The sequence below is a fragment of the Streptosporangium sp. NPDC050855 genome (genome assembly GCF_044456585.1).
Classification (GTDB): Bacteria; Actinomycetota; Actinomycetes; order Streptosporangiales; family Streptosporangiaceae; genus Streptosporangium; species Streptosporangium longisporum.
In genome coordinates this window covers 16,661-35,828 of sequence record NZ_JBITFY010000012.1, presented here as the reverse complement: position 1 = coordinate 35,828, position 19,168 = coordinate 16,661, and the positions used below count along the sequence as shown (strand labels likewise).

22 protein-coding genes are annotated in these 19,168 nt (G+C 74.8%); 10 read left to right on the top strand and 12 right to left on the bottom strand.

Features of this window, described 5'->3' with window-relative positions:
• Nucleotides 1–192: 192 nt before the first annotated feature.
• Nucleotides 193–621, bottom strand: coding sequence for a winged helix-turn-helix transcriptional regulator (locus ACIBCT_RS23705; RefSeq protein WP_399191923.1), 429 nt, complete (start codon nt 619–621; stop codon nt 193–195).
• A 79-nt stretch (nt 622–700) separates the two neighbouring features.
• Here ACIBCT_RS23705 and ACIBCT_RS23700 point away from each other — a divergent pair, with 79 nt between their 5' ends.
• The 3 genes from ACIBCT_RS23700 to ACIBCT_RS23690 all read left to right on the top strand — a co-directional run bounded on the left by ACIBCT_RS23700 (nt 701) and on the right by ACIBCT_RS23690 (nt 2,584).
• Nucleotides 701–1,645 (top strand): NADP-dependent oxidoreductase, encoded by a 945-nt coding sequence (locus ACIBCT_RS23700; protein WP_399191921.1) that lies wholly within the window; start codon nt 701–703, stop codon nt 1,643–1,645.
• Between the two features lie 128 nt (nt 1,646–1,773).
• Complete coding sequence (locus ACIBCT_RS23695; protein WP_399191919.1) at nt 1,774–1,944, top strand: hypothetical protein; 171 nt, start codon at nt 1,774–1,776, stop codon at nt 1,942–1,944.
• Nucleotides 1,945–2,221: 277 nt separating this feature from the next.
• Entirely contained in the window at nt 2,222–2,584 is a 363-nt protein-coding gene (locus ACIBCT_RS23690; RefSeq protein ID WP_344904096.1) for a hypothetical protein, read from the top strand.
• Between the two features lie 107 nt (nt 2,585–2,691).
• Here the strand turns inward: ACIBCT_RS23690 and dhaM are convergent, their stop codons facing one another.
• From dhaM to dhaK, 3 genes are read right to left on the bottom strand one after another with little or no spacing between them, the layout of a single operon-like run.
• On the bottom strand, nt 2,692–3,063 hold the full coding sequence (gene dhaM / locus ACIBCT_RS23685) for a dihydroxyacetone kinase phosphoryl donor subunit DhaM (RefSeq protein ID WP_399191917.1): 372 nt from the start codon (nt 3,061–3,063) through the stop codon (nt 2,692–2,694).
• Nucleotides 3,064–3,103: 40 nt separating this feature from the next.
• Nucleotides 3,104–3,757 carry a dihydroxyacetone kinase subunit DhaL gene (gene dhaL / locus ACIBCT_RS23680; RefSeq protein ID WP_399191915.1) on the bottom strand — a complete coding sequence of 218 codons (654 nt, stop codon included), beginning with the start codon at nt 3,755–3,757 and terminating at the stop codon, nt 3,104–3,106.
• 1 nt (nt 3,758) lies between these two features.
• Nucleotides 3,759–4,751 carry a dihydroxyacetone kinase subunit DhaK gene (gene dhaK, locus ACIBCT_RS23675; RefSeq protein WP_399191913.1) on the bottom strand — a complete coding sequence of 331 codons (993 nt, stop codon included), beginning with the start codon at nt 4,749–4,751 and terminating at the stop codon, nt 3,759–3,761.
• A gap of 218 nt (nt 4,752–4,969) precedes the next feature.
• Between dhaK and ACIBCT_RS23670 the strand changes: the two genes are divergently transcribed.
• The 5 genes from ACIBCT_RS23670 to ACIBCT_RS23650 all read left to right on the top strand — a co-directional run bounded on the left by ACIBCT_RS23670 (nt 4,970) and on the right by ACIBCT_RS23650 (nt 10,253).
• On the top strand, nt 4,970–5,743 hold the full coding sequence (locus tag ACIBCT_RS23670; RefSeq protein WP_399191911.1) for a cyclase family protein: 774 nt from the start codon (nt 4,970–4,972) through the stop codon (nt 5,741–5,743).
• Complete coding sequence (locus ACIBCT_RS23665; RefSeq protein ID WP_399191909.1) at nt 5,740–7,530, top strand: thiamine pyrophosphate-binding protein; 1,791 nt, start codon at nt 5,740–5,742, stop codon at nt 7,528–7,530. Before ACIBCT_RS23670 ends, ACIBCT_RS23665 begins: the two co-directional genes overlap by 4 nt.
• A 147-nt stretch (nt 7,531–7,677) precedes the next feature.
• Nucleotides 7,678–8,430 (top strand): lysophospholipid acyltransferase family protein, encoded by a 753-nt coding sequence (locus ACIBCT_RS23660; protein ID WP_344904078.1) that lies wholly within the window; start codon nt 7,678–7,680, stop codon nt 8,428–8,430.
• A gap of 116 nt (nt 8,431–8,546) precedes the next feature.
• Nucleotides 8,547–9,092: a hypothetical protein gene (locus ACIBCT_RS23655; protein ID WP_399191907.1), complete on the top strand. Its 546-nt coding sequence runs from the start codon at nt 8,547–8,549 to the stop codon at nt 9,090–9,092.
• Between the two features lie 270 nt (nt 9,093–9,362).
• Nucleotides 9,363–10,253 (top strand): hypothetical protein, encoded by an 891-nt coding sequence (locus ACIBCT_RS23650; protein ID WP_399191905.1) that lies wholly within the window; start codon nt 9,363–9,365, stop codon nt 10,251–10,253.
• Nucleotides 10,254–10,286: 33 nt separating this feature from the next.
• On the opposite strand, the gene ACIBCT_RS23645 is transcribed toward ACIBCT_RS23650, so the two are convergent.
• Together ACIBCT_RS23645 and ACIBCT_RS23640 are read right to left on the bottom strand one after the other, a co-directional pair.
• A complete protein-coding gene (locus ACIBCT_RS23645; RefSeq protein WP_399191903.1) occupies nt 10,287–10,967 on the bottom strand; it encodes a response regulator in 681 nt (226 codons plus the stop codon).
• Nucleotides 10,964–12,169, bottom strand: coding sequence for a sensor histidine kinase (locus ACIBCT_RS23640; protein WP_399191901.1), 1,206 nt, complete (start codon nt 12,167–12,169; stop codon nt 10,964–10,966). The genes ACIBCT_RS23645 and ACIBCT_RS23640 overlap by 4 nt, the downstream gene beginning before the upstream one ends.
• A 157-nt stretch (nt 12,170–12,326) precedes the next feature.
• Here ACIBCT_RS23640 and ACIBCT_RS23635 point away from each other — a divergent pair, with 157 nt between their 5' ends.
• Entirely contained in the window at nt 12,327–13,220 is an 894-nt protein-coding gene (locus tag ACIBCT_RS23635; RefSeq protein WP_399191899.1) for a hypothetical protein, read from the top strand.
• 281 nt (nt 13,221–13,501) lie between these two features.
• Here the strand turns inward: ACIBCT_RS23635 and ACIBCT_RS23630 are convergent, their stop codons facing one another.
• The 5 genes from ACIBCT_RS23630 to ACIBCT_RS23610 all read right to left on the bottom strand — a co-directional run bounded on the left by ACIBCT_RS23630 (nt 13,502) and on the right by ACIBCT_RS23610 (nt 16,884).
• Complete coding sequence (locus tag ACIBCT_RS23630) at nt 13,502–14,278, bottom strand: Clp protease N-terminal domain-containing protein (protein ID WP_399191897.1); 777 nt, start codon at nt 14,276–14,278, stop codon at nt 13,502–13,504.
• A complete protein-coding gene (locus ACIBCT_RS23625; protein WP_399191895.1) occupies nt 14,278–14,490 on the bottom strand; it encodes a helix-turn-helix domain-containing protein in 213 nt (70 codons plus the stop codon). Before ACIBCT_RS23625 ends, ACIBCT_RS23630 begins: the two co-directional genes overlap by 1 nt.
• A gap of 138 nt (nt 14,491–14,628) precedes the next feature.
• On the bottom strand, nt 14,629–14,901 hold the full coding sequence (locus ACIBCT_RS23620; RefSeq protein WP_399191893.1) for a type II toxin-antitoxin system RelE/ParE family toxin: 273 nt from the start codon (nt 14,899–14,901) through the stop codon (nt 14,629–14,631).
• Nucleotides 14,902–14,996: 95 nt separating this feature from the next.
• A complete protein-coding gene (locus ACIBCT_RS23615; protein ID WP_399191891.1) occupies nt 14,997–15,647 on the bottom strand; it encodes a response regulator transcription factor in 651 nt (216 codons plus the stop codon).
• Between the two features lie 106 nt (nt 15,648–15,753).
• Nucleotides 15,754–16,884, bottom strand: coding sequence for a sensor histidine kinase (locus ACIBCT_RS23610; protein WP_399191889.1), 1,131 nt, complete (start codon nt 16,882–16,884; stop codon nt 15,754–15,756).
• A 130-nt stretch (nt 16,885–17,014) separates the two neighbouring features.
• On the opposite strand from ACIBCT_RS23610, the gene ACIBCT_RS23605 reads away from it, so the two are divergent.
• Nucleotides 17,015–18,139, top strand: coding sequence for a hypothetical protein (locus tag ACIBCT_RS23605; protein ID WP_399191887.1), 1,125 nt, complete (start codon nt 17,015–17,017; stop codon nt 18,137–18,139).
• Here ACIBCT_RS23605 and ACIBCT_RS23600 read toward each other — a convergent pair.
• A complete protein-coding gene (locus ACIBCT_RS23600) occupies nt 18,136–19,119 on the bottom strand; it encodes a LysR substrate-binding domain-containing protein (protein WP_399191885.1) in 984 nt (327 codons plus the stop codon). The genes ACIBCT_RS23605 and ACIBCT_RS23600 overlap by 4 nt on opposite strands.
• Between the last annotated feature and the right edge of the window lie 49 nt (nt 19,120–19,168).

Genomic DNA, 19,168 nt, shown 5'->3' with positions numbered 1-19,168 from the left:
CGGGATCGACGACGGTGCCGTGGAGCACGTCCACACCGGCCCGACGCGTGCCGATGGCCGCGGTTCCGGGCCGAACCGTGTCGGATGCCGGGATCAGGCGCGGAACATCGACAGGCGAGCCGTGCAGAGGGTCTGCTATCCCCGCCCGAGCCGCGGCAGCGGCGATGGCCGAGCCGGACTCCGCCCCGGCGGTCAGGGGCGGGGCGTGGCCCGCGGCGGGTCCTGCTCCTCGGCCGTGTCGTAGAGGTCGCGGGCGCGGTGGACGGCCTCGATGTGGGTCTCCGCCCAGGTCTTGATGGCCCGCTGGATCGGGAGCAGGCTGTGGCCCAGCGGGGTGAGCTCGTAGTCGACGCGCGGCGGGATCGAGGCGGTGACGGTGCGGCCGACCAGGCCGTCGCGTTCGAGCTTGCGCAGGGTCTGGGTGAGCATCTTCCGGCTGGCCCCGGCGACGGTCCGCGCGAGCTCGGCGTGCCGGAGCGGCCCGTCGGCCAGCGCGTCGACGATCAGCGTCACCCACTTGTCGCTCAGCGTCGCGAGCACCTCGTGCCCCGGGCACTCGGCGAGGTCGGCGTTGTACTCCTGCCGTGTGATCTCGCGCTTCTGCGCGGCGCTCAGGGTCACGGTGGGTTCCTCCGGGTACTCCAGGCACTCGCAAGTGCCTTCTTCCCGGGGCCAACCACCGCTGCCTAGCGTTCATTCCGTGAACAACTCCATGACATCGATCGTCGTCCGCACGCCCGGGGGCCCGGAGGTCCTCGAACTGGCCGAGGGCCCGATTCCCGAGCCCGGGCCGCGTCAGGTGCTGGTGCGGGTCGAGGCCTCCTCGCTCAACCCCATCGACCTGTCCGCCCGCGCGGGACGCCTCATCGCCGCGGGCCTGATGCCGCCGATGCCCCGGTTCGGGCTCGGCTGGGACGTCGCCGGGCACGTCGACGCCACCGGGCCGGGAGCCACCCGCTTCCGGGTGGGGGACCCGGTCGTCGGGCTGCGGGACCTGCTGTTCGCCGGGGGCGCGCACGCCGGGTACGTGGTGCTGGACGAGCAGGCCCTGGCGCCCGCCCCGGTGTCCGTCCCGCTCACGGACGCGGCCACCCTCCCGCTGAACGCGCTGACCGCGGACCGAGCCCTCGACCTGGCCGGCCTGGAACCGGGCTCGACGCTCCTGGTCACCGGCGCCTCCGGTGGCGTCGGCGGCTTCGCGCTCCAGCTCGCGGCGCTGCGCGGGCTGCGGACGATCGCGCTCGCCCGCCCGCACGACGCCGGCCGGGTCCGCGCCCTGGGCGCCGACGAGGTCGTCACCTCCTCCGACGACCTCGGGCCCGTGGTGCGCGGGATCGTCCCCGGCGGTGTGGACGCGGTGATCGACGCCGCGATCCTCGGCATCACGGCGCACCAGGCGCTGCGCGGCGGCGGCGTCTTCGTCGCGCTCGTCGCCCCGTTCGCGCCGCCCCCGATCCGGGGCACCCGTGTCGTCGTGCAGGAGGTCCTCGCCGACGGGAACCGGCTCGCCGAGCTGGCCGGGTACGTCGACGACGGCGTCCTCACCCTCCGGGTCGCGCACACGCTCCCACTGGAGCGCTCGCGCGAGGCGCACGAGCTGCTGGAGAAGGGCGGTGTCGGCGGCCGGATCGTCCTCACCCCGTGACCGGCGGACCGGCCGGTCCTGGCGAAGTCCGGCCCGTGCCATGATCCGGACATGGCGGACGACCGCGTGAAACCGGCCCGGAAGGGGAATGCTCACAGGGATCCCCAACCGAACCGAGGAGGCCCGACGTGGTGTGGGTCCTGCTGCTCATGCTGGGCGCGATCGTCCTCGGGGCGATCGCCATCGTGGTCAAGGCCCTGAAATGGCTGCTGATCATCGCTGCCGTCATGTTCGTCGCCGGTCTGGTGGCCGGCTGGGCGCAGCGGCGCACGAGGGGTGATGGAGGCGGTCTCGCCTGAGGGGACGTCCCGGCCGGGCGCGCCGGGCGTTTCCGGGGGCCGAGGCCTCTGAGCGGTGAGGACGCCACTTTTGCGGATCGACGGCGGGCCTGGTCGTACGGCACCATTATGTGACGCATGACGGCAATGTCCTCTCCGGTGATCGGTACGGCCGATCGGCAGGTCACGCAGCGCGGCGGGATCCTCCGGCCGGGGGACGGCCCGATCCTCGCGTGGACACGCCCGTGGAGACCATCGCCTCCCCGCATACCCTCACGGCTCCTCTGAAAGGCCCCCTATGACCGATCTCAATGCACTTCTCGCCCAGCGCGCCGAGCTGGACCGCCAGATCGAGGAACTCCAGTCCGGCGACCTCAAGGAGCGCGAGAACACGCTCGGCGGGATCCTGACGGCCACCGCCGAGTGGGCGACCTCGCGCGGCCACGAGGCACTGCGCCGGGAGCTCAAGAACTGGGAGTACGTCACCTTCGCCGGTATCGAGGTCGGGGTGGGCCACGACGGCGGCGAGCGCTGGGGGCTGCCGCTGAACTCGGTCACCGTGATGGACTCCGTCAGCGGCACCGACGTGGAGTTCGGCACCACGCCCCCGCCGATCCAGGCCGTCCTGGGCCTGCTGGAGGGCCTGCTGGCCACCCGCTAGCGCCCGGACGGCCCAGCTCGGCCCGGCCCCGGCCAGGTCCGGCCCGGCCGTCGCTCCCGTACGGCCCGGTGCCCTCGACCTCCGCGGAGGTCGAGGGTGCCGGGCCGTCAGAGCTTGCGGAAGGTCCTGGCCTCCTCGGCCGCCGCGAGCACCTCGGGCAGGGCGGCGCCCGTGCCCGCGGACACGACGGCCGAGATCGCCCCCTCCACGAACGGCACGTCGGCGATCACCACCCGCTCGTCCGCGAAGAGCCGGGCGGTGAGCACCGAACTGCCCAGGTCCGGGATGAGGATCACCCCGTCCCCCCGGTCGGCCGTCTCGATCGCCGCCGCCACCAGGTCGGGGGAGGTGCCGAGACCACCGTCCTCGGTACCCCCGGCGGCGGCCAGCGGCACCTCCGAGCCGCCGATCTGCGAGGCCAACAGCGCGACCTCGGCGGCCAGCGGCCCGCTGTGCGAGATCAGGACGATGCCTACCACCGGCGCACCCGGCCCGTCCGGCCCGCCCGGCCCGTCCGGCTCACCGTGTCGCCACCGCGTGCAGGGCGGCCAGGATGAGCGCGGTGGAGGCGGCGCCCGGGTCCTCGTGGCCCACGCTGCGGGGCCCGAGATAGCTGGCCCGGCCCTTGCGCGCCTGGAGCGGGATCGTCGACTCGGCCCCGGTGCGGGCCGCCGCCGCCGCGGCGCCGATCGCCTCCGCGGGATCGATCGGATTCGCCCGGTCGGCCGGGTCACCACCGTCCCGTACGGCCTCCTCCAGGGCCCGTACCGCCGGGGCCAGGGCGTCCACCATGGTCTTGTCCCCCTCGGCGGCCGATCCCAGCGCCCGCACCCCGGCGAGCCCGGCCTGCAGGGCGGTGTGCAGCCGCGCGACGGACACCTCGGCGTCGTCCCCCAGCGCCTTGCCCGTCTCCCGGAAGAACGTGCCGTACAGCGGGCCGGACGCCCCGCCGACCTTGCGGATCAGCGTGCTGCCCACGAGCGTCAGCAGCGCCCCGGGGGTGGCCGGCTCGGCCGTGCCCAGCGCGTGGGCGACCGCGGTGAAGCCCCGGTCGAGGTTGGACCCGTGGTCGGCGTCACCGATCGCCGCGTCCAGCGCGGTCAGCCGCTCCCTGTCGGACGAGACGGCCCTGGCGGCCTCCTCGATCCAGGAGGCGAAGAAGGCGACGTCCATCTCAGCGGCCCCAGCGCAGGGCAGGGGTCTCCACGGGAGCGTCCCACAGGCCGGTGAGCTCGTCGTCCAGACGGCAGACGCTGACCGAGAAGCCCTGCATGTCGAGGCTGGTGACGTAGTTGCCGACCAGGCACCGCGCCGCCCGCGCGCCCCTGCCGGCCAGGTGGTCGGCGACGGCGGCGTAGGCGATGTACAGCTCGATCAGCGGGGTGCCGCCCATGCCGTTCACCATGACCAGCAGGTCGCCCGACAGCGGCAGGTCCTCGTGGACGGCGTCCATCGCCAGGTCCACCAGCTCGCGGGCCGGGCGCAGGGCCGAGCGCGTCCGGCCGGGCTCGCCGTGGATGCCGATGCCCAGTTCCACCTCGGTGTCGGAGAGCTCGAAGGTGGGCCTTCCCGCGGCCGGGGTGGTACAGGGGCTCAGCGCGATCCCGAAGGAACGGCTGCGCGCGTTGACCTCCCGCGCCACCCGGGCGACCTCGGCCAGCGGAGCCCCGGTCTCGGCCAGGGCTCCGGCGATCTTCTCGACGAACAGGGTGGCGCCGGTGCCCCTGCGTCCGGCCGTGTAGAGGGAGTCGCGCACGGCCACGTCGTCGTCGACGAGGACGCTCTCCACCCGCACCCCCTCCTCGGCGCTCAGCTCGGCCGCCATCCGGAAGTTCAGCACGTCGCCGGTGTAGTTCTTCACGATGTGCAGCACCCCCGCCCCGCCGTCGACCGCGGAGGTGGCCTCGATCATCTGGTCGGGGACGGGCGAGGTGAAGACCTCACCCGCGCACGCCGCGTCGAGCATGCCGTACCCGACGAACCCGCCGTGCAACGGCTCGTGCCCCGACCCGCCGCCGGACACCAACCCCACCTTGCCCGTACGCGGACCCGAGGCCCGGAACACGATCTGGTTGTCCACGTCCACCCGGAGCCCCGGATGGGCCGCCGCGACACCGCGCAGCGCGTCGGGAACGACCGTCCCGGCGTCGTTGATGAGCTTCTTCACGGTGTCCAACCTCGCCCCGTTCGCGCGCGATGGCAAGGACCGGACGCGCGAAGCCGGGGATCTGCCGCGCGACGGAGGAGGTCCGGCCGTGCGACGGAGGAGGATCTGCCGCGCGACGGCGGCCGGATCCGGCCCGGGCCGGGGCGGCGGCGGAGGTGGCGGCGGCGGGTGCCGCTGTAGGAGGATCTGCGCAGGTCCCGTCCCATACAGGAGGCGTCATGTCGGTGCTGCGCGATCTGGTGGAGAGCATCCGGAACGGCGGGATCGAGGTGATCGACCTGACGGCGCCGTTGTCCCCGCAGACGCCGATCCTGCGGCTGCCGGAGCCGTTCGGCAACACCGTCCCGTTCTCCCTGCGGGAGATCAGCCGCTACGACGACCGCGGCCCGGCCTGGTACTGGAACGACATCGTCACCGGCGAGCACACCGGCACCCACTTCGACGCGCCCGTCCACTGGGTCACCGGCAGGGACGGCGACGACGTCTCGCAGGTGCCGCCGGAACGGCTCATCGCCCCGGCCGTGGTCCTCGACCTCGCCGACGAGGCGGCGAAGGACCCCGACTTCCTGCTGGAGATCGCGCACGTCAGGGCGTGGGAGCAGGCCAACGGCCCGCTGCCCGAGGGCGGCTGGCTGCTCTACCGCACCGGCTGGGACGCCCGCTCCCACGACCAGGAGAGCTTCCTGAACGCGAACGAGACCGGCCCGCACACCCCCGGTGTCTCGGTCGAGTGCGCCCGCTGGCTCGCCGAGGAGAGCCCGATCGCCGGGCTGGGCGTGGAGACCGTGGGCACCGACGCGGGCGCGGCGCACGGCTTCGACCCGGCCTTCCCGTGCCACTCGTTCCTGCTGGGCGCCGGGAAGTACGGCCTGACCCAGCTGCGCAACCTCGACCGGCTCCCGGTGACCGGCGCGGTGGTCGTCGCCCCGCCGCTGCCCATCGTCGGGGGTTCGGGCAGCCCGCTGCGGGTGCTGGCCCTGGTCGAGAGGTGAACGTCGCCGAGGTCGTGGGCGCGACGCTGGCCGCGCTGGGCGTGGAGGTCGCCTTCGGCGTGGTCGGCAGCGGCAACTTCCACGTGACCAACGCCCTGGTCGCGCACGGCGTGCGCTACGTCGCCGCCCGCCACGAGGGCGGCGCGGCGACCATGGCCGACGCCTACGCGCGCCTCAGCGGCCGGGTCGGCGTGCTCAGCGTCCACCAGGGGCCGGGGCTCACCAACGCGATGACCGGCGTCACCGAGGCCGCCAAGAGCCGTACCCCGCTCGTCGTGCTGGCGGGGGAGGTGACCGAGCGGCGCTCCAACTTCTTCGTCGACCAGGCCGCGCTGGCCGAGGCGGTGGGCGCGGTCCCGATGCGGATCGTCTCCGCGCGGACCGCGGTCGCAGAGGTGACCGAGGCCTTCCGCGTCGCCCGCGACGAGCGGAGGACGGTCCTGCTCAACCTCCCGCTGGCGGTGCAGGCACTGGACGTCCCCGCGGGGGAGGGGGGAACGACGGCCGGTGTGACGGAGGCCCTGAGGGGGGCAGGGACCGGGGGGACGGGCGCTCCGTCGCCCGGGGAGGCCGCCCGGCTGGCGGAGGTCCTCTCGGCGGCGCGCCGTCCGGTCTTCGTGGCCGGGCGGGGTGCCCGGGCGGCCCGGCGGGAGCTGGAGGAGCTGGCGGACCTGACCGGGGCGTTGCTGGCCACCTCCGCGGTGGCCCGGGGCCTGTTCCGGGGCAGCCCGTGGGACCTGGACGTCAGCGGCGGTTTCGCCTCACCGCTGACGGCCGAGCTCGTCCGCGGCGCCGACGTGCTGGTGGGCTGGGGGTGCGCGTTCACCATGTGGACCACCCGGCACGGCACGCTGATCGGTCCCGACACCGTCGTCGTCCAGGTCGATCTGGACGAGGACGCGCTCGGCGCGCACCGTCCCGTCCACCTGGGGGTGACCGGTGACGTGGCCCGCACCGCGCGGGCGGTCGTCCGGCTCCTCGGCGGCCACGGCGACGGTCACCGCGACGACCGGGGCGACGGGGACGGTGATGGCGCAGGCGGGGACGGTGATGGCGCAGGCGGGGACCGCGACGAAGCCGGTGGTGACGGAGCAGGTGGTCGCGGATCCGGTGGTGAAGGGGACGCCGCCGGTTACCGCTCGGCGGGGCTGGCCGCGCGGATCGCCCGGGAGGGCCGCTGGCGGGACGTCCCGTACGAGGACGAGGGCGGCAACGGCAGGATCGACCCCAGGACGCTGACCATCGGGCTGGACGACCTGCTGCCCGCCGAGCGCGTCGTCGCCGTCGATTCCGGAAATTTCATGGGATATCCGTCGATGTTCCTCGACGTTCCGGACGAGCGGGGATTCTGTTTCACCCAGGCGTTCCAGTCGGTCGGCCTCGGCCTGGCCACCGCGATCGGCGCCGCCCTGGCCCGGCCGGACCGTCTCCCGGTGGCCGCCCTCGGCGACGGCGGCGCGCTGATGGGCGTCTCCGAGCTGGAGACGGTCGTACGGCTGGGGATCCCGATGGTGATCGTGGTGTACGACGACGACGGCTACGGGGCCGAGGTGCACCACTTCGGGCCGGACGGGCACCCGCTGGACACCGTGACCTTCCCGCCCGCGGACATCGCCGCGATCGCCCGCGGCTTCGGCTGCGACGCGGTCACCGTACGGGACGTGGCGGACCTCGCCGAGGTGGCCCGGTTGCTGGACGGCGCCAGGGACCGGCCCCTGCTGGTCCACGCCCGGGTCGTCCGCTCCAGGGGGGCGTGGTGGCTGGAGGAGGCGTTCCGGGGACACTGACGGGACACAGACGGGGACACTGACGGGGACACACGGGACACTGAGACGGGACGCGGACGGGGACGCCCATGACGGCGTCGGAAGGGACACCGGAAGGGGCGTGGGCACCGGTCCGGGCCCGGGGCGGAGCTGAGGTACGGTTCAGCCATGGCTGAGATCGTGTACCCCCCGGTCGTCGGGGCGGCGTTGACCGTGTTCCGCGCGCTGGACCTCAAGATCCGCATCGAGGGTGCCGAGAACATCCCGCGGACCGGCGGGGCCGTGCTGGTCAGCAACCACATCAGCTACCTCGACTTCATCTTCGCGGGCCTGGCCGCGCGCCCGGCCGGGCGCCTGGTGCGCTTCATGGCGAAGAAGGAGGTCTTCGACCATCGGATCTCCGGCCCGCTGATGCGCGGCATGCACCACATCCCGGTCGACCGCGCGGCCGGGGCCGCCGCGTTCGGCGCGGCCCTGAAGGCGCTCCGGGACGGCGAGGTCGTCGGCGTGTTCGCCGAGGCCACGATCAGCAGGTCCTTCACGGTCAAGGAGATCAAGAACGGCGCGGTCCGGATGGCCGTCGGCGCCAAGGTGCCGATGATCCCGGTCTCCCTGTGGGGCACCCAGCGGCTGTGGACCAAGGGCCGCCCCCGGAACCTGCTCCAGCGGCACGTGCCGATCACCATCCTGGTGGGCGAGCCCATGCACCCCAAGCGCGGTGACGACTACGACGCCGTCACCGCCGACCTGCACGGGCGGATGGGCGAGATGCTCGACCGGGCGCAGCGCGGCTACCCGGAGATCCCGCAGGGCGTCTGGTGGCAGCCCCGCCACCTCGGAGGCACCGCGCCCACCCCGGAGGAGGCCGCCAAGCTCGACGCCGCCGAGGCCGCGGAGAGGGCGACGCGCCACGGGGCGTGACGCGCCGTCATCGGTGACGACCCGTCGCGGGCGTTCCATGGACGGAAGGCGACGCCCGGGGACGCGTACAAGTGCGGGGCAGGTCGTTCACAAGTGGGGTGTCCCATCCTGTCCGCATGAGCGATGCGTTCGACACCCTGACCGATGTCCTCCTGCCGGCCCCCGGTCCCGGCCGTACACCGGGCAGGATCGGCATGTCGATCCTGATGATCCTCTGGGCCGGGCTCGCGGTGTCGTGCTTCGTCTCCGCGGTGCCCGGGTGGAGGCTCGCCACGGGGGCCGTCGGCACCCCCGGCACCCTCACGGTCCTGTCGTGCGAGGACCTGGGGGAGGGGCGCTACGACTGCAAGGGCCGCTTCACGCCCGACGGCGGTGGCGCCGCGATCGCGGTCGACGCCTCGCCCGACTCCCGCGCCGGTGACGTCACGCGGGCCCGGCTCGCCCCGGAGGGCGACCGCGCCGTGCCGACCGGCACCGCCGGGGTCCTGGCCGCGCTGACCATGCCGTTCCTCGGCGTCGGCGTGCCGGCCTTCCTGCCGTACGCGCTCCTCCATGTCCTCGGGGTACGGCGCGGCAGGCGGGGAGCGGTGGTCGCCGGCTCCGTCCTGACGTGCGTCTCGCTCGCCGGCGTCCTCGTCGGGCTGGTCGCCGCCTCGCTCTGACCGGCCGCCCGCGCCGGACGGAGTCCGTCCGGCGCGCTCTCGCGGCGGGCGTTCGAATTCGTGAAAATCGCCGATGAGCTGCGAGAAGATCACCTGACAGCGTACTCCCACAAATTTCGTCCGCATGTGTCCGGAGAAAGCGGGAAGTCTCCTCCGCGCCCTTCGACGGAGGATCACAGCCGGGCACGTGGCCCTCCGTCTCGGTGGCGGGCGCACGCACCCTCGCGCCATACCGCCGCCGGTTTCGGATCGAGCCAGCTGGAGGACAAGGTGACGCGAACGAACCCGGACAGGCCAGACGAGATCCTGCCGAGCGCATCGGGCGGATCGGGCGGGCCGCGCCGGCGCGTCTCACGGCCCGTGGTCTTCGGTGCCGCCCTGGCACTGGCGGCGTCGAGCGGGGTGGCGGTGTCCGCGGCGGCGTCGGCGACACCGGCGCCCGTCCCCGGAGCGACGGACACGCCGACCCCCACGCCGTCGGTGACGATGAGCGAGACACCCGCTCCCACCGTGACGGTGACCCAGACCGTGGAACCGTCGCCCAGCCCCACCGTCAAGCCGGTGCCCCGCGTACCGCCGCTGGCCTTCCCCAGCACGCTGCACGGCGAGTTCGTCCTGCCGGACCGGGAGGGCTGCGGCTTCACGGTGTTCGCCCAGACCGGAAAGGCCGTCGCCCTGGCGGAGGACTCGATCACCGTGCGCAGCCAGGACGGCTTCGAGAAGGCGTACGCGATCACCGACTCCACCCGGACCCTGGCGGGCCGGCGGGGCAACGAGATCAGGCAGGGCGACTGGGTGTCGCTGACCGCGACGAACGTGGGCGAGACGCCGACGGCCGCCTACGTCTTCGACCTGACGCGTCCCAAGAAGCACTTCTGGCGCGGTGACGGCTGGTGGTCCTACAAGCCGTGGCGGCCGGGCAAGAAGTGGCGGGCCCCGGCCTCCTGCCCCACGCCGTCCGTGCCGCCGCCCACCCCCACTCCCACCCCGACGGTGACGGACACGCTGCCGCCCACCGAGACCCCGCCGCCCACGGACTTCCCCACCCCCGAGCCGACCCCGACGGTGACGGACACCGTGCCGCCCGCCGAGACCCCCACGCCCGTCCCGACCCCCACCCCCACCCTGACTCCGACTCCCACTCCGACCCCGAGCCCCTGACCCCGGGGCCCTCGTCGTCGCCGGTCCCGCGGATCACCGGTGACCGGCGACGACGAGGCCCGTCTCGTAGGCGACGACCACCAGCTGGGCCCGGTCGCGCGCCCGGAGCTTGTCCAGCAGACGTCCCACGTGCGTCTTCACCGTGCCGACGCTGAGGTGCAGGGACCCGGCGATCTCGGAGTTGGACAGCCCCCGGGCGATCAGCGTGAGCACCTCGCGCTCGCGCGCGGTGACCTCGTCCAGCTCACGTCCGAGCGGCCTGCCGGGTGCCGCCCGCCGGGTGAACTCGGAGATGAGCCGCCGCGTCACCCCGGGGGCCAGCAGCGCGTCCCCGGCGACGATCACGCGGATCGCCTCCAGCAGGTGCGCCGCGGTGGTGTCCTTGACCAGGAAACCGCTCGCCCCGGCGCGCAGGGCCGCGTAGACGTACTCGTCCAGGTCGAACGTGGTCAGGATCAGCACCCGCACCCCGGCCGTCAGGGGTGAGCCGCAGATCAGCCGGGTGGCCTCGATACCGTCCATCTCGGGCATCCGCACGTCCATCAGCACGACGTCCGGGCGTTCCCGCTCGGCCAGGCGCACCGCCTCGGTGCCGGTGGCGGCCTCACCGGCGGTCGTCATCCCGGGGGTGGCGTCGACCAGGGCGCGGAAACTGTCGCGCAGCAGTACGTGATCGTCGGCGAGCAGCACCCGGATCGGCGCGACCCCGCTCACGGGAGCCGTTCCCGCGGCTCGTACGGCAGGGTGGCCGAGACCCGGAAGCCGCCCTCCGGGACCGGGCCCGCGCTCAGCGTGCCACCGTACAGCGTCACCCGCTCCCGCATGCCGATCAGCCCGTGCCCCCCGTGCCCCCCGTGCCCCCCGCCGCCCCGGGGTTCGGCGCCGCCTCGTCCCCGGCCGTCGTCGACCACCTCGACCAGCACGGTCCGCCCGTCGGCCTCGACGCGGACCCGGCACCGGGCCGGGGCGGCGTGCCTGACCACGTTGGTCAGCGCCTCCTGCGCGATGCGGTACACCGACAGGCCCACCGCCTCGGGCAGCTCGTCGGCACCGCGCACCTCCAGCTCGACGGGGACGCCCGCCGCGCGGGTGCGCTCGGCCAGCTCGGGCAGCCGGTCCGGCCCCGGAGCCGGTTCCAGGTCGGCGGGGGAGGCGGTGTCGTCGCGGAGCACCCCCAGCAGGCGGCGGATGTCGGTGAGCGCGGCCCTGCTGGTGTGCTCGATGACGGCCAGCGCGGGCAGCACCTGCCGCGGGTCGGTCTCGGCGATGTGACCGGCGACCGTGGCCTTGACCGCGATCAGGCTCATGCTGTGGCCGACGATGTCGTGCAGTTCGCGGGCGAGGCGCAGCCGCTCGTCGGCCACGGCCTGCCGGGAGAGCCGCTCGGCGGCGGCCCGCCGCCGCCGGACCAGCGCCCCGGCCGCCCAGGACGCACCGGTCACCACCCAGATCGCGCCGGCCTCCATCGGCCAGGCGAGCGCCGGCTCGCCGGGCGCGGACCCGGAACGGACCTCGATCCCGAGCGTCGCGTACAGGCGGGCGACCGCGGCCGCCGAGGTGAGCAGGCCGATCCCCAGGGCGGCCAGGGACCGCCTGCGTGGCTCGGTGACCGCGACACGGTGAAGGATCAGCGCCACCGGGACGTACGCCACCCAGATCGCCCCGGCGCCGATCACGCCGAGCAGCGTCGCGGCCGTCGCGCCCGCCCCCGACAGGCCCAGCGCGGTCCAGGGCCACCGCCGCCGTGCCGTCACCGGCAGCGCGATGAGCGCCGCCGTCGCCCACGCCGCCCAGGCCGGACCGGTGAACACCCGCAGGGGAGGTTCGAAGATCGCGTACGCGGCGAGCGGCAGCAGGATCATCGCCGCCACGACGTCGAGGGGGGCGGGGAAGACGATCTCCCGGGAGCTGGGCACACCGCGACGCTACCGTCCCGGTACGGACCGGGACATCCGACCACGGTCGGACGACCGGAGGCATAGGAGACGGGCCGGGAGCAGGTCCCCGGGCACGGCGGCGATGTCCGACCGCGGCCCGATGCGCGGGCACCCCGCAGTCCGCGACCGTCGGGGCATGACCGACGACCTTCCCTCCTCTGCCGCCGCTCCCGTCACCGGGCGGGCCGCCGAACGCGCCTCCGGGCGGGCCGCCGGGCGCACCGGCGAACCCGCCTCCGACCCGGCCGGCCACCCGGCCGGCCACCCTGTCGGTCACCCGGCCGCCGGAGCGGCCGCCGATCCCGTCGCCGGGCGGGCGCGTCGGACCGAGCCGTTCTGGTTCCCCGGACCCTGGGTGGGCGGGATCGCGATGATCCTGGGCCCCCTGCTGATGTCCGCCGGGGTGCTCCTCCGCGTCAGGTACCACCACTTCTTCCCGCAGCAGCTGGCGGCCTACGACGCGGAACCGCGGCTGATGGTCGCCGCCTACTCCCTCTTCGTCGCGGGCAACGTGCTCATGTGGCCCGCCGTGATGACGCTCGCCCGGCTGATCGGCGCCACCAGGCCCGGCTGGGCGGTCTGGGGCGGCACCCTGGTGATGTTCGGGCTGTTCACCCGGACCTTCCACGGGGGCATCGACCACCTGGCCTTCCAGCTCGTCGACCTGTACGGCCTGGAGCCGGCCACCCGGACGGTCGCCGGCTCCTACGCGGCCTGGCACGTGTTCCGCTTCCCCGCCGTCACCATCGTCACCGGCTGGGTGGTGCTCGCGGTCGGCGCCTACCGGTCCGGGGTGCTGGGACCGGTCCGCTCCGTCGCGCTGGGCGCGATGTGGGTCCTCGCCCTGGGCACGCTCAAGGGCACCGAGCCGCAGTCGCTGGTCGCCCTGGCCTGCCTGTGCGTGGCGTTCCTGCCGCTGGGCGTACGGGTGCTGCGCGAGGGCCCCGGGCCCACCGGCCGGATCCTGGCGTGGACCGCCCTGGCCGTGGCGCTGACCCTGGTGCTGGTGCTCTTCGGCCCGGAAGGGTGACGGCCCTGCCCTGGAGGGCGACGACCCGGGCCGGGAGTACGGCCCGCCGTGTCGCCGCCGGGGTCACTCCCCGGCCCGCACCCGCTCCCGCCGCGGTAGGCGGCCGGCCGACCAGGGCCGTGAACCGCCGGGCGAAGGCCGCGCGGGACAGACCCGCGCACCTGCCCAGCTCCTCGACGCTCCATCGCCGTCCCGGCTCGCCGCGGATGGCCCGCAGCGCGCGCCCGTCACCACGGCCGGCGCGGGGACCGGGTACGACAGCACCTGATGCCCGGGGACGGTCAGCCGTCGATGAGCGAGGCGAGGGCGGGGCCCGCGACCACGGCGCGTCCCGTCGTGTGCCGGTAGCGCCGCGCGATGTCGCGGAGGCGGACCCCCCGGCCGAGCCGCCGCTCGACGCGCAGCGGGAGGGCGCGCCGCGGTGGCGGGAACGCGGCGGCCAGCGCGTCCAGGAGCGCCCGCGCGTCGGTGCCGGTGGTGGCGAGGACCCGGGCCGCGCCGGGGTCGAGTGCGACGAGCGCCATCGCCAGGTGCTCGGGCCGGTGCTCGCGTTCCCGGCGGGCGAGCGCCAGCCGCAGCGACGCCTCGTAGGCCGCCTGGGCGTCGAGGCCGAGCGGCGGGCGCGTCCGGGCGCATCGGCGCCGCGCCCCGGCCGCCCCCAGCGGGAACAGCGGTTCGCGTACGGGCGGGCGGTCCAGCGTCCCGGTCCCGGAGGGGCCGAGCAGCCGGTCGAGGTCGATGCCGAGCACGGCCAGCGTGTCCCGGTCGGCGGCGGCTCCGGCCCCGGCGGGCGCCACCTCGCGGACGGCCTCCCGGACGGCCTCCGGCGTCACGCCGTACCCGGCCAGGACGGCGGCGACGCGCCCCCGGTCCCCGTCGACACCGTCGTCGATGCCGGTGACGACGTCGATGCCGCCTTCGACGCCGCTCTCGTCGACGTCCTCGGTGAGGGCCAGCAGCAGGTGCTCGCTGCCCGTACGGGGATGCCCGAGGTCACGTGCCAGCCTCAGGGCCAGGCCCAGCCTCCGGCGCAGTTCGGGGTGGTCGCCTCGGAACATCAGTCCTCCTGGGCACGGTGGTGTTTGCGGTGGACGGTCTGCTTGGTGACGCCGAGCCGGGCGGCGATGTCCTGCCAGGACCACCCCGCCCGCCGCGCCGCCGCCACGTGCTCGGCCTCCAGCTGCTCCACCAGCCGTCGCAGGCGGGCCACGGCGCGCAGCGCCGCGTCAGGGTCGGAGCCGTGCACGGCCTGTTCGAGATCGGCGCTCATGGACACTTCGTCAGCATATGCTGACGATCGCCAGGCCGTCAACATATGCTGACGAAGGTCGGTCCGGTGCTCTCCGGCGCGTGTCCGTCCGCACGGTGAGAGGCGGTGCGCACGTACGACCTGTGCGGCCTGGCTCCGTCAGGGGCGGTAGGCGTCTCGGCGGTGTTCGATCGTCTGGATCGTCACGGTGCGCTTGTCCTCGTCGATGCGGTAGATCACGCGATACGTTCCGCGCCGGGCGACGTGCAGCTCCTCGTAAGGTTCCAGGAGCGGCTTGCCGACACGCCAGGGCTCGCGTGCGATGGCGCCGGTGATCAACTCCCAGGCGGCGGCCGCCACGGTCTCGGGCAGACCCGAGGCGAGGGCGCGCCGGGCAGGCGGATCCAGCAGGACGGTGTACCGGTCGCTCACGCGGTCGCCTTACCGAGGCGGGCCGCCATGACGGCGGCCATCTCCTCCTCGGTGGTCGTGTCGCCGCTCGCCTCGGCGGCGGCCTCGACGAGTGCTCAGGCGGGGTCAGGCCCCGGACGAAGCCTGCCCGTGCTCCAGGCCCAGGAGGCGATGCCGACGCGGTTGCGCACGTCCAGCTTGCGCTGGATGACGGCGATGTGGTTCTTGACCGTCCCGGGGGAGAGGAAGAGCTCGGTGGCGATCTCTGCGTTGGTCCTGCCCCGGGCGACCAGCAGGGCGACCTCGGTCTCGCGCTCGGTCAGCCCCGCGTCCGGCGGGGCCTCCTCGGACGACAGGCCGGCCCGGTCCAGCAGCCGCGGGGTGAGCTGCGGGCTGATGAGCACGTCACCGTTCACGGCCGCCCGTACCGCCTCGACCAGCAGGGCCGGGCCCGAGCGCTTCAGGACGAACCCGGCGGCGCCGTGGCCGAGCGCGGCGTGCACGTACTCGTCCAGCCCGAACGTCGTGACGACGACCACGCGCACGCCGGTGCCGGCCAGGGCGCGGGTGACCTCGATGCCGTCGGCGCGGGGCATCCGGATGTCGGCGAGCACCACGTCGGGACGCAGGTGGCGGGCCGACTCGATGGCGGTGACGCCGTCGGCGGCCTCGGCGACGACGGTCATGTCCGGCTGGGCGTCGAGGATGAGACGGAAGGCGGTACGGATGCCCTCCTGGTCGTCGGCGACGAGGATGCGGATCGACATGTCGCTCATGGTGCCAGGGGGATGCGGATCGACGTGTCGCCCATGGTGCCGAGGGTGCGGATCGACGTGTCATCCATGGTGCCGAGGGTGCGGATCGACATGTCGCTCACGGTGCCAGGGGGACGCGGGCCGTCAGCGACCACCCGCCGGGTACGGGACCGGCGCGCAGGAGACCGCCCAGCGACCGGAGGTGGTCGGCCAGGACCGGCAGGCCGAACCCGCCACGCCCGCTCCCGTCCGGCCCGGTGACCCCGTCGTTGTTCACCGTGACCACGAGCGCGGCGGACTCCACCGCGACGGTGACGTCCACCAGGGTGGCGTCCGGGGCGTGGCGGCGCACGTTGGTCAGGGACTCGGACACGACCCGGAACGCGGTGGCGGCCGTCTCGCGCGGCACCGTCTCCTCCAGGCCCGGGTCCACGTTCACCCGGACGCGTGCCCGCCCGGCCGCGGCGAACCGTTCGGCCAGCCCGGACAGCTCGGCCAGGCCCGGCAGCGGTGAGGTGGTCGCGAGCTCGTCCCCGTGCAGCATGAGCACGGTCCGGTCCAGCGCCGACATGGCCCGCTGCCCGGCCCTCTCGATGCGCTCCAGGGCCGCCAGCGCCTGCCCGGGATCACCCGGCCCGACCGTCCGGCCGGCCTGCGCGTGCGCCACCATCTCGCTGATGTCGTGGGCCACGAAGTCGTGCAGGTCCCCCGCGAGCTGCAGGCGCAGGGCGGCGCGGCCGTCGGCCACCGCGCGGGCCCGCCGGACGTCCAGGGAACGCAGGTACGCCCCCGTGCCCGCCGCGATCAGCGTGCCGACCGACCAGAACGCGCAGGCCCCCACCGCTTCGAGCAGGGACGAGGGCGCGATGAACCGCAGCAGCCAGCCGGCGGACGCCAGGCCCGCGAACGCGCCGGTGACCACCGCCTGCCGTACCGGGGACCACCGGACGGTCAGGCCGGCCAGCACCATGAGCGTCACGCTCTCGGCCAGCCCGAACATGCCCGCCTCGTGCGACAGGGGAAGTCCTGCCAGGGTGGCCACGGTGACCGCCAGGGACACGGCCGCGGCCACGCGGGTCACGGCGGCCAGGCGGGCCCGTGCCCACCGGCCCGCGACCACCCAGACCAGGGCGGCCACCGCCGTCGTGACCGACGCCATGGGCACCGCCCCGAACACCGGCGCACCGCCGATCCCGGCCAGGACCACCGCGACGACCGCGGCCACCCGGATGTTCTCACGAACGCTCACCGGGCCGACGATACGCAGGCGGGACCCCGTGACGCACCTGCCGTACGGCACGGGTGCGGGGCGCCGGGGCCGCGAAGACCTGCCGAACGGCACATGGCCGCTCACCGGTCCGCGGCAGGACGCTGGTCGCATGACAACGATCACCGCGCCGGCCCGGCGCGTTCACCGACCCCCCTGGCAGGGGTACGCGGCGGCCCTTTGGTCGCTCGGCTACGGAGCCCTCGGCGTGTCGTGGGCGCTCGGCGCTCCCGGCTTCCCCTGGGGGGCGTCCGATCCCGACCTCGACCGCGAGCTGTCCGTCCTCGCCGGTGCGAGCCCGGTCCCCGGCGGCTGGTGGATCGCCGCCTTCTGCGCGCTGGGCGTGGTCGTCTCGCTGGCCCTGACCCTGACGGGCGGGCGCGGTGCGGCCGGCCGCGTGCCCCTGTTCCCGGCCTGGCCCATGGTCGTGCTGCTGGTCCTGGTGATCCCCGACTCCAGGCTGATGATGGGCGTGGCCTACACCCCGCTGCTGCTGGTGGCGCCCCTGTTCGACCTGAGCCTGGGCGGTACCACCCTGGCCGACGCCTGGCCGTGGCCGGTGCTCAACCAGCTGCTCTGTGTCGCCGGCGGGCTGCTGCTGGCCGCCGCCGCGCTGAACTTCCGGCGCCGCCGCCACGGGGCCTGCGCCGACTGCGGGCGCACCGGTCACGACGGGTGGACCTCCCCGGCCGCGGCGGCCCGCTGGGGCCGTACGGCCGTCGCCGTCGCCGTCGCCGTGCCGCTGGTGTACTGCGCGACCCGGTGGAGCTGGGCCCTCGGCATCCCGCTGGGGGTGAGGCGGGAGTTCCTGGAGGAGGGATCGAGAGAGACCCCGGGCATCTGGCTGGCCGGCGCGTACCTGGCGACGTTCGGCGCGCTGGGCGGCGTGCTCACGCTGGGGCTGGTCCAGCGCTGGGGTGAGGTCTTCCCTCGCTGGATCCCGGGCCTGCGCGGCAGGCGCGTGCCCGTTCTCCTCGCCGTCGTCCCGGCCGGCTTCGTCTCGATCATCGTCACGGTCGCGGGGCTGACCTACATCCGCTGGACCGTCGCGGGCCGGTTCGACCTGGCCGAATGGGGGGCCTGGCTCCCGGAGACCTTCTGGCCCGTCTGGGGGGCGGCCCTGGCCGCCGCCGCCCTGGCCTACCACCTGCGCAGGCGCCCCGGGTGCTCCCGCTGCGGGCGCGGCCCGGCCGCGACCGGGACCCCGTCCGCCACCGGGGTCCTGCCCGTCGGCTAAGCCCTGCCCGCCGGCGAGAGCAGGTCGCGGGCGGCCTCGGCGAAGGCGAGGACACGGGCGGTGGCGCCGTCGGTACGCCACAGCAGACCCCAGCGGACCGGCGGGGCGTCGTCGAAGGGGACGTAGGTCACGTCGGGGCGGGGGTGGTAGCGCCTGGTGTGCGCGCCGACGGGCAGGACGCCCCGGCCCTCGCCGACCAGGGTGAGCACCTCGTCGAGGGTGGAGGCCGGGGGACCCGCCTCGACCGGCCACCCGGCGGGCGACGCCCGGTCCTCTCCCGAGGAACGGGACGACGTCCGGTCCTCTGCCGAGAGACCGGGCGGTGTCCGGTCGCCTTCCGAGGAGACGGCCGGCGTCGGGTCCTCCCCCGGAAGGCCGGGGAGCCGGAGCACCCTCACCCGGGCCAGGTCCTGCAGGCGTACCGACTCCCTGCGGGCGAAGGGGTGCCGGGACGAGACCGCGAGCATGCGCGCCTCGGACACCAGGGACGGCCCGCTGGCGATTCCGGGTTCGCGGACGGGGAGGGGCCCCAGGGCGACGTCGACCTCGCCGTCGCGCAGCCAGGGGACCAGGTCGGCCGGCCTGACCTCGACGAGCCGGACGTCGCAGCCGGGCAGGCGTTCCCGGAACAGCCCGGCGACCCCCGACAGCAGCTGCCCGCCCGCCGGGCCGAGGAAGGCGCACCGCAGGACGCCGGTGAGGCCGCGACCGGTGGCCACCGCCTCCTCGAACGCCGTGGCGATCCGGTCCCAGGCGGGACGGACCTCCTCGTACAGCCGTCGGCCCACCGGGGTCAGCTCCACCCGGCGGCTGGTGCGGTCGAACAGCGGCACACCGGCCCGCCGCTCCAGCCTGGCGATGGTCTGGCTGATCCGCGAGGTGGACACGTGCAGGCGTTCGGCGGTACGGCCGAAGTGAAGCTCCTCGGCCAGCGTGAGGAACGCCTCCAGCTCGTACCGCTCCAGCATGACGCCCCTCATCGTTGAACCAGGCTTCACGATCCTTGCACAGGGCCGTATTGATCGGCCC

What these genes read in the sequence shown, in the direction of transcription:
- ACIBCT_RS23605 (WP_399191887.1), top strand. Translation starts at nt 17,015, where the DNA reads ATGACAACGATCACCGCGCCGGCCCGGCGCGTTCACCGACCCCCCTGG.
- ACIBCT_RS23670 (WP_399191911.1), top strand. Translation starts at nt 4,970, where the DNA reads ATGTCGGTGCTGCGCGATCTGGTGGAGAGCATCCGGAACGGCGGGATC.
- dhaL (WP_399191915.1), bottom strand. Translation starts at nt 3,757, where the DNA reads ATGGACGTCGCCTTCTTCGCCTCCTGGATCGAGGAGGCCGCCAGGGCC.
- ACIBCT_RS23615 (WP_399191891.1), bottom strand. Translation starts at nt 15,647, where the DNA reads ATGTCGATCCGCATCCTCGTCGCCGACGACCAGGAGGGCATCCGTACC.
- ACIBCT_RS23660 (WP_344904078.1), top strand. Translation starts at nt 7,678, where the DNA reads ATGGCTGAGATCGTGTACCCCCCGGTCGTCGGGGCGGCGTTGACCGTG.
- ACIBCT_RS23600 (WP_399191885.1), bottom strand. Translation starts at nt 19,119, where the DNA reads ATGAGGGGCGTCATGCTGGAGCGGTACGAGCTGGAGGCGTTCCTCACG.
- ACIBCT_RS23655 (WP_399191907.1), top strand. Translation starts at nt 8,547, where the DNA reads ATGAGCGATGCGTTCGACACCCTGACCGATGTCCTCCTGCCGGCCCCC.
- ACIBCT_RS23625 (WP_399191895.1), bottom strand. Translation starts at nt 14,490, where the DNA reads ATGAGCGCCGATCTCGAACAGGCCGTGCACGGCTCCGACCCTGACGCG.
- ACIBCT_RS23630 (WP_399191897.1), bottom strand. Translation starts at nt 14,278, where the DNA reads ATGTTCCGAGGCGACCACCCCGAACTGCGCCGGAGGCTGGGCCTGGCC.
- ACIBCT_RS23635 (WP_399191899.1), top strand. Translation starts at nt 12,327, where the DNA reads ATGACCGACGACCTTCCCTCCTCTGCCGCCGCTCCCGTCACCGGGCGG.
- ACIBCT_RS23690 (WP_344904096.1), top strand. Translation starts at nt 2,222, where the DNA reads ATGACCGATCTCAATGCACTTCTCGCCCAGCGCGCCGAGCTGGACCGC.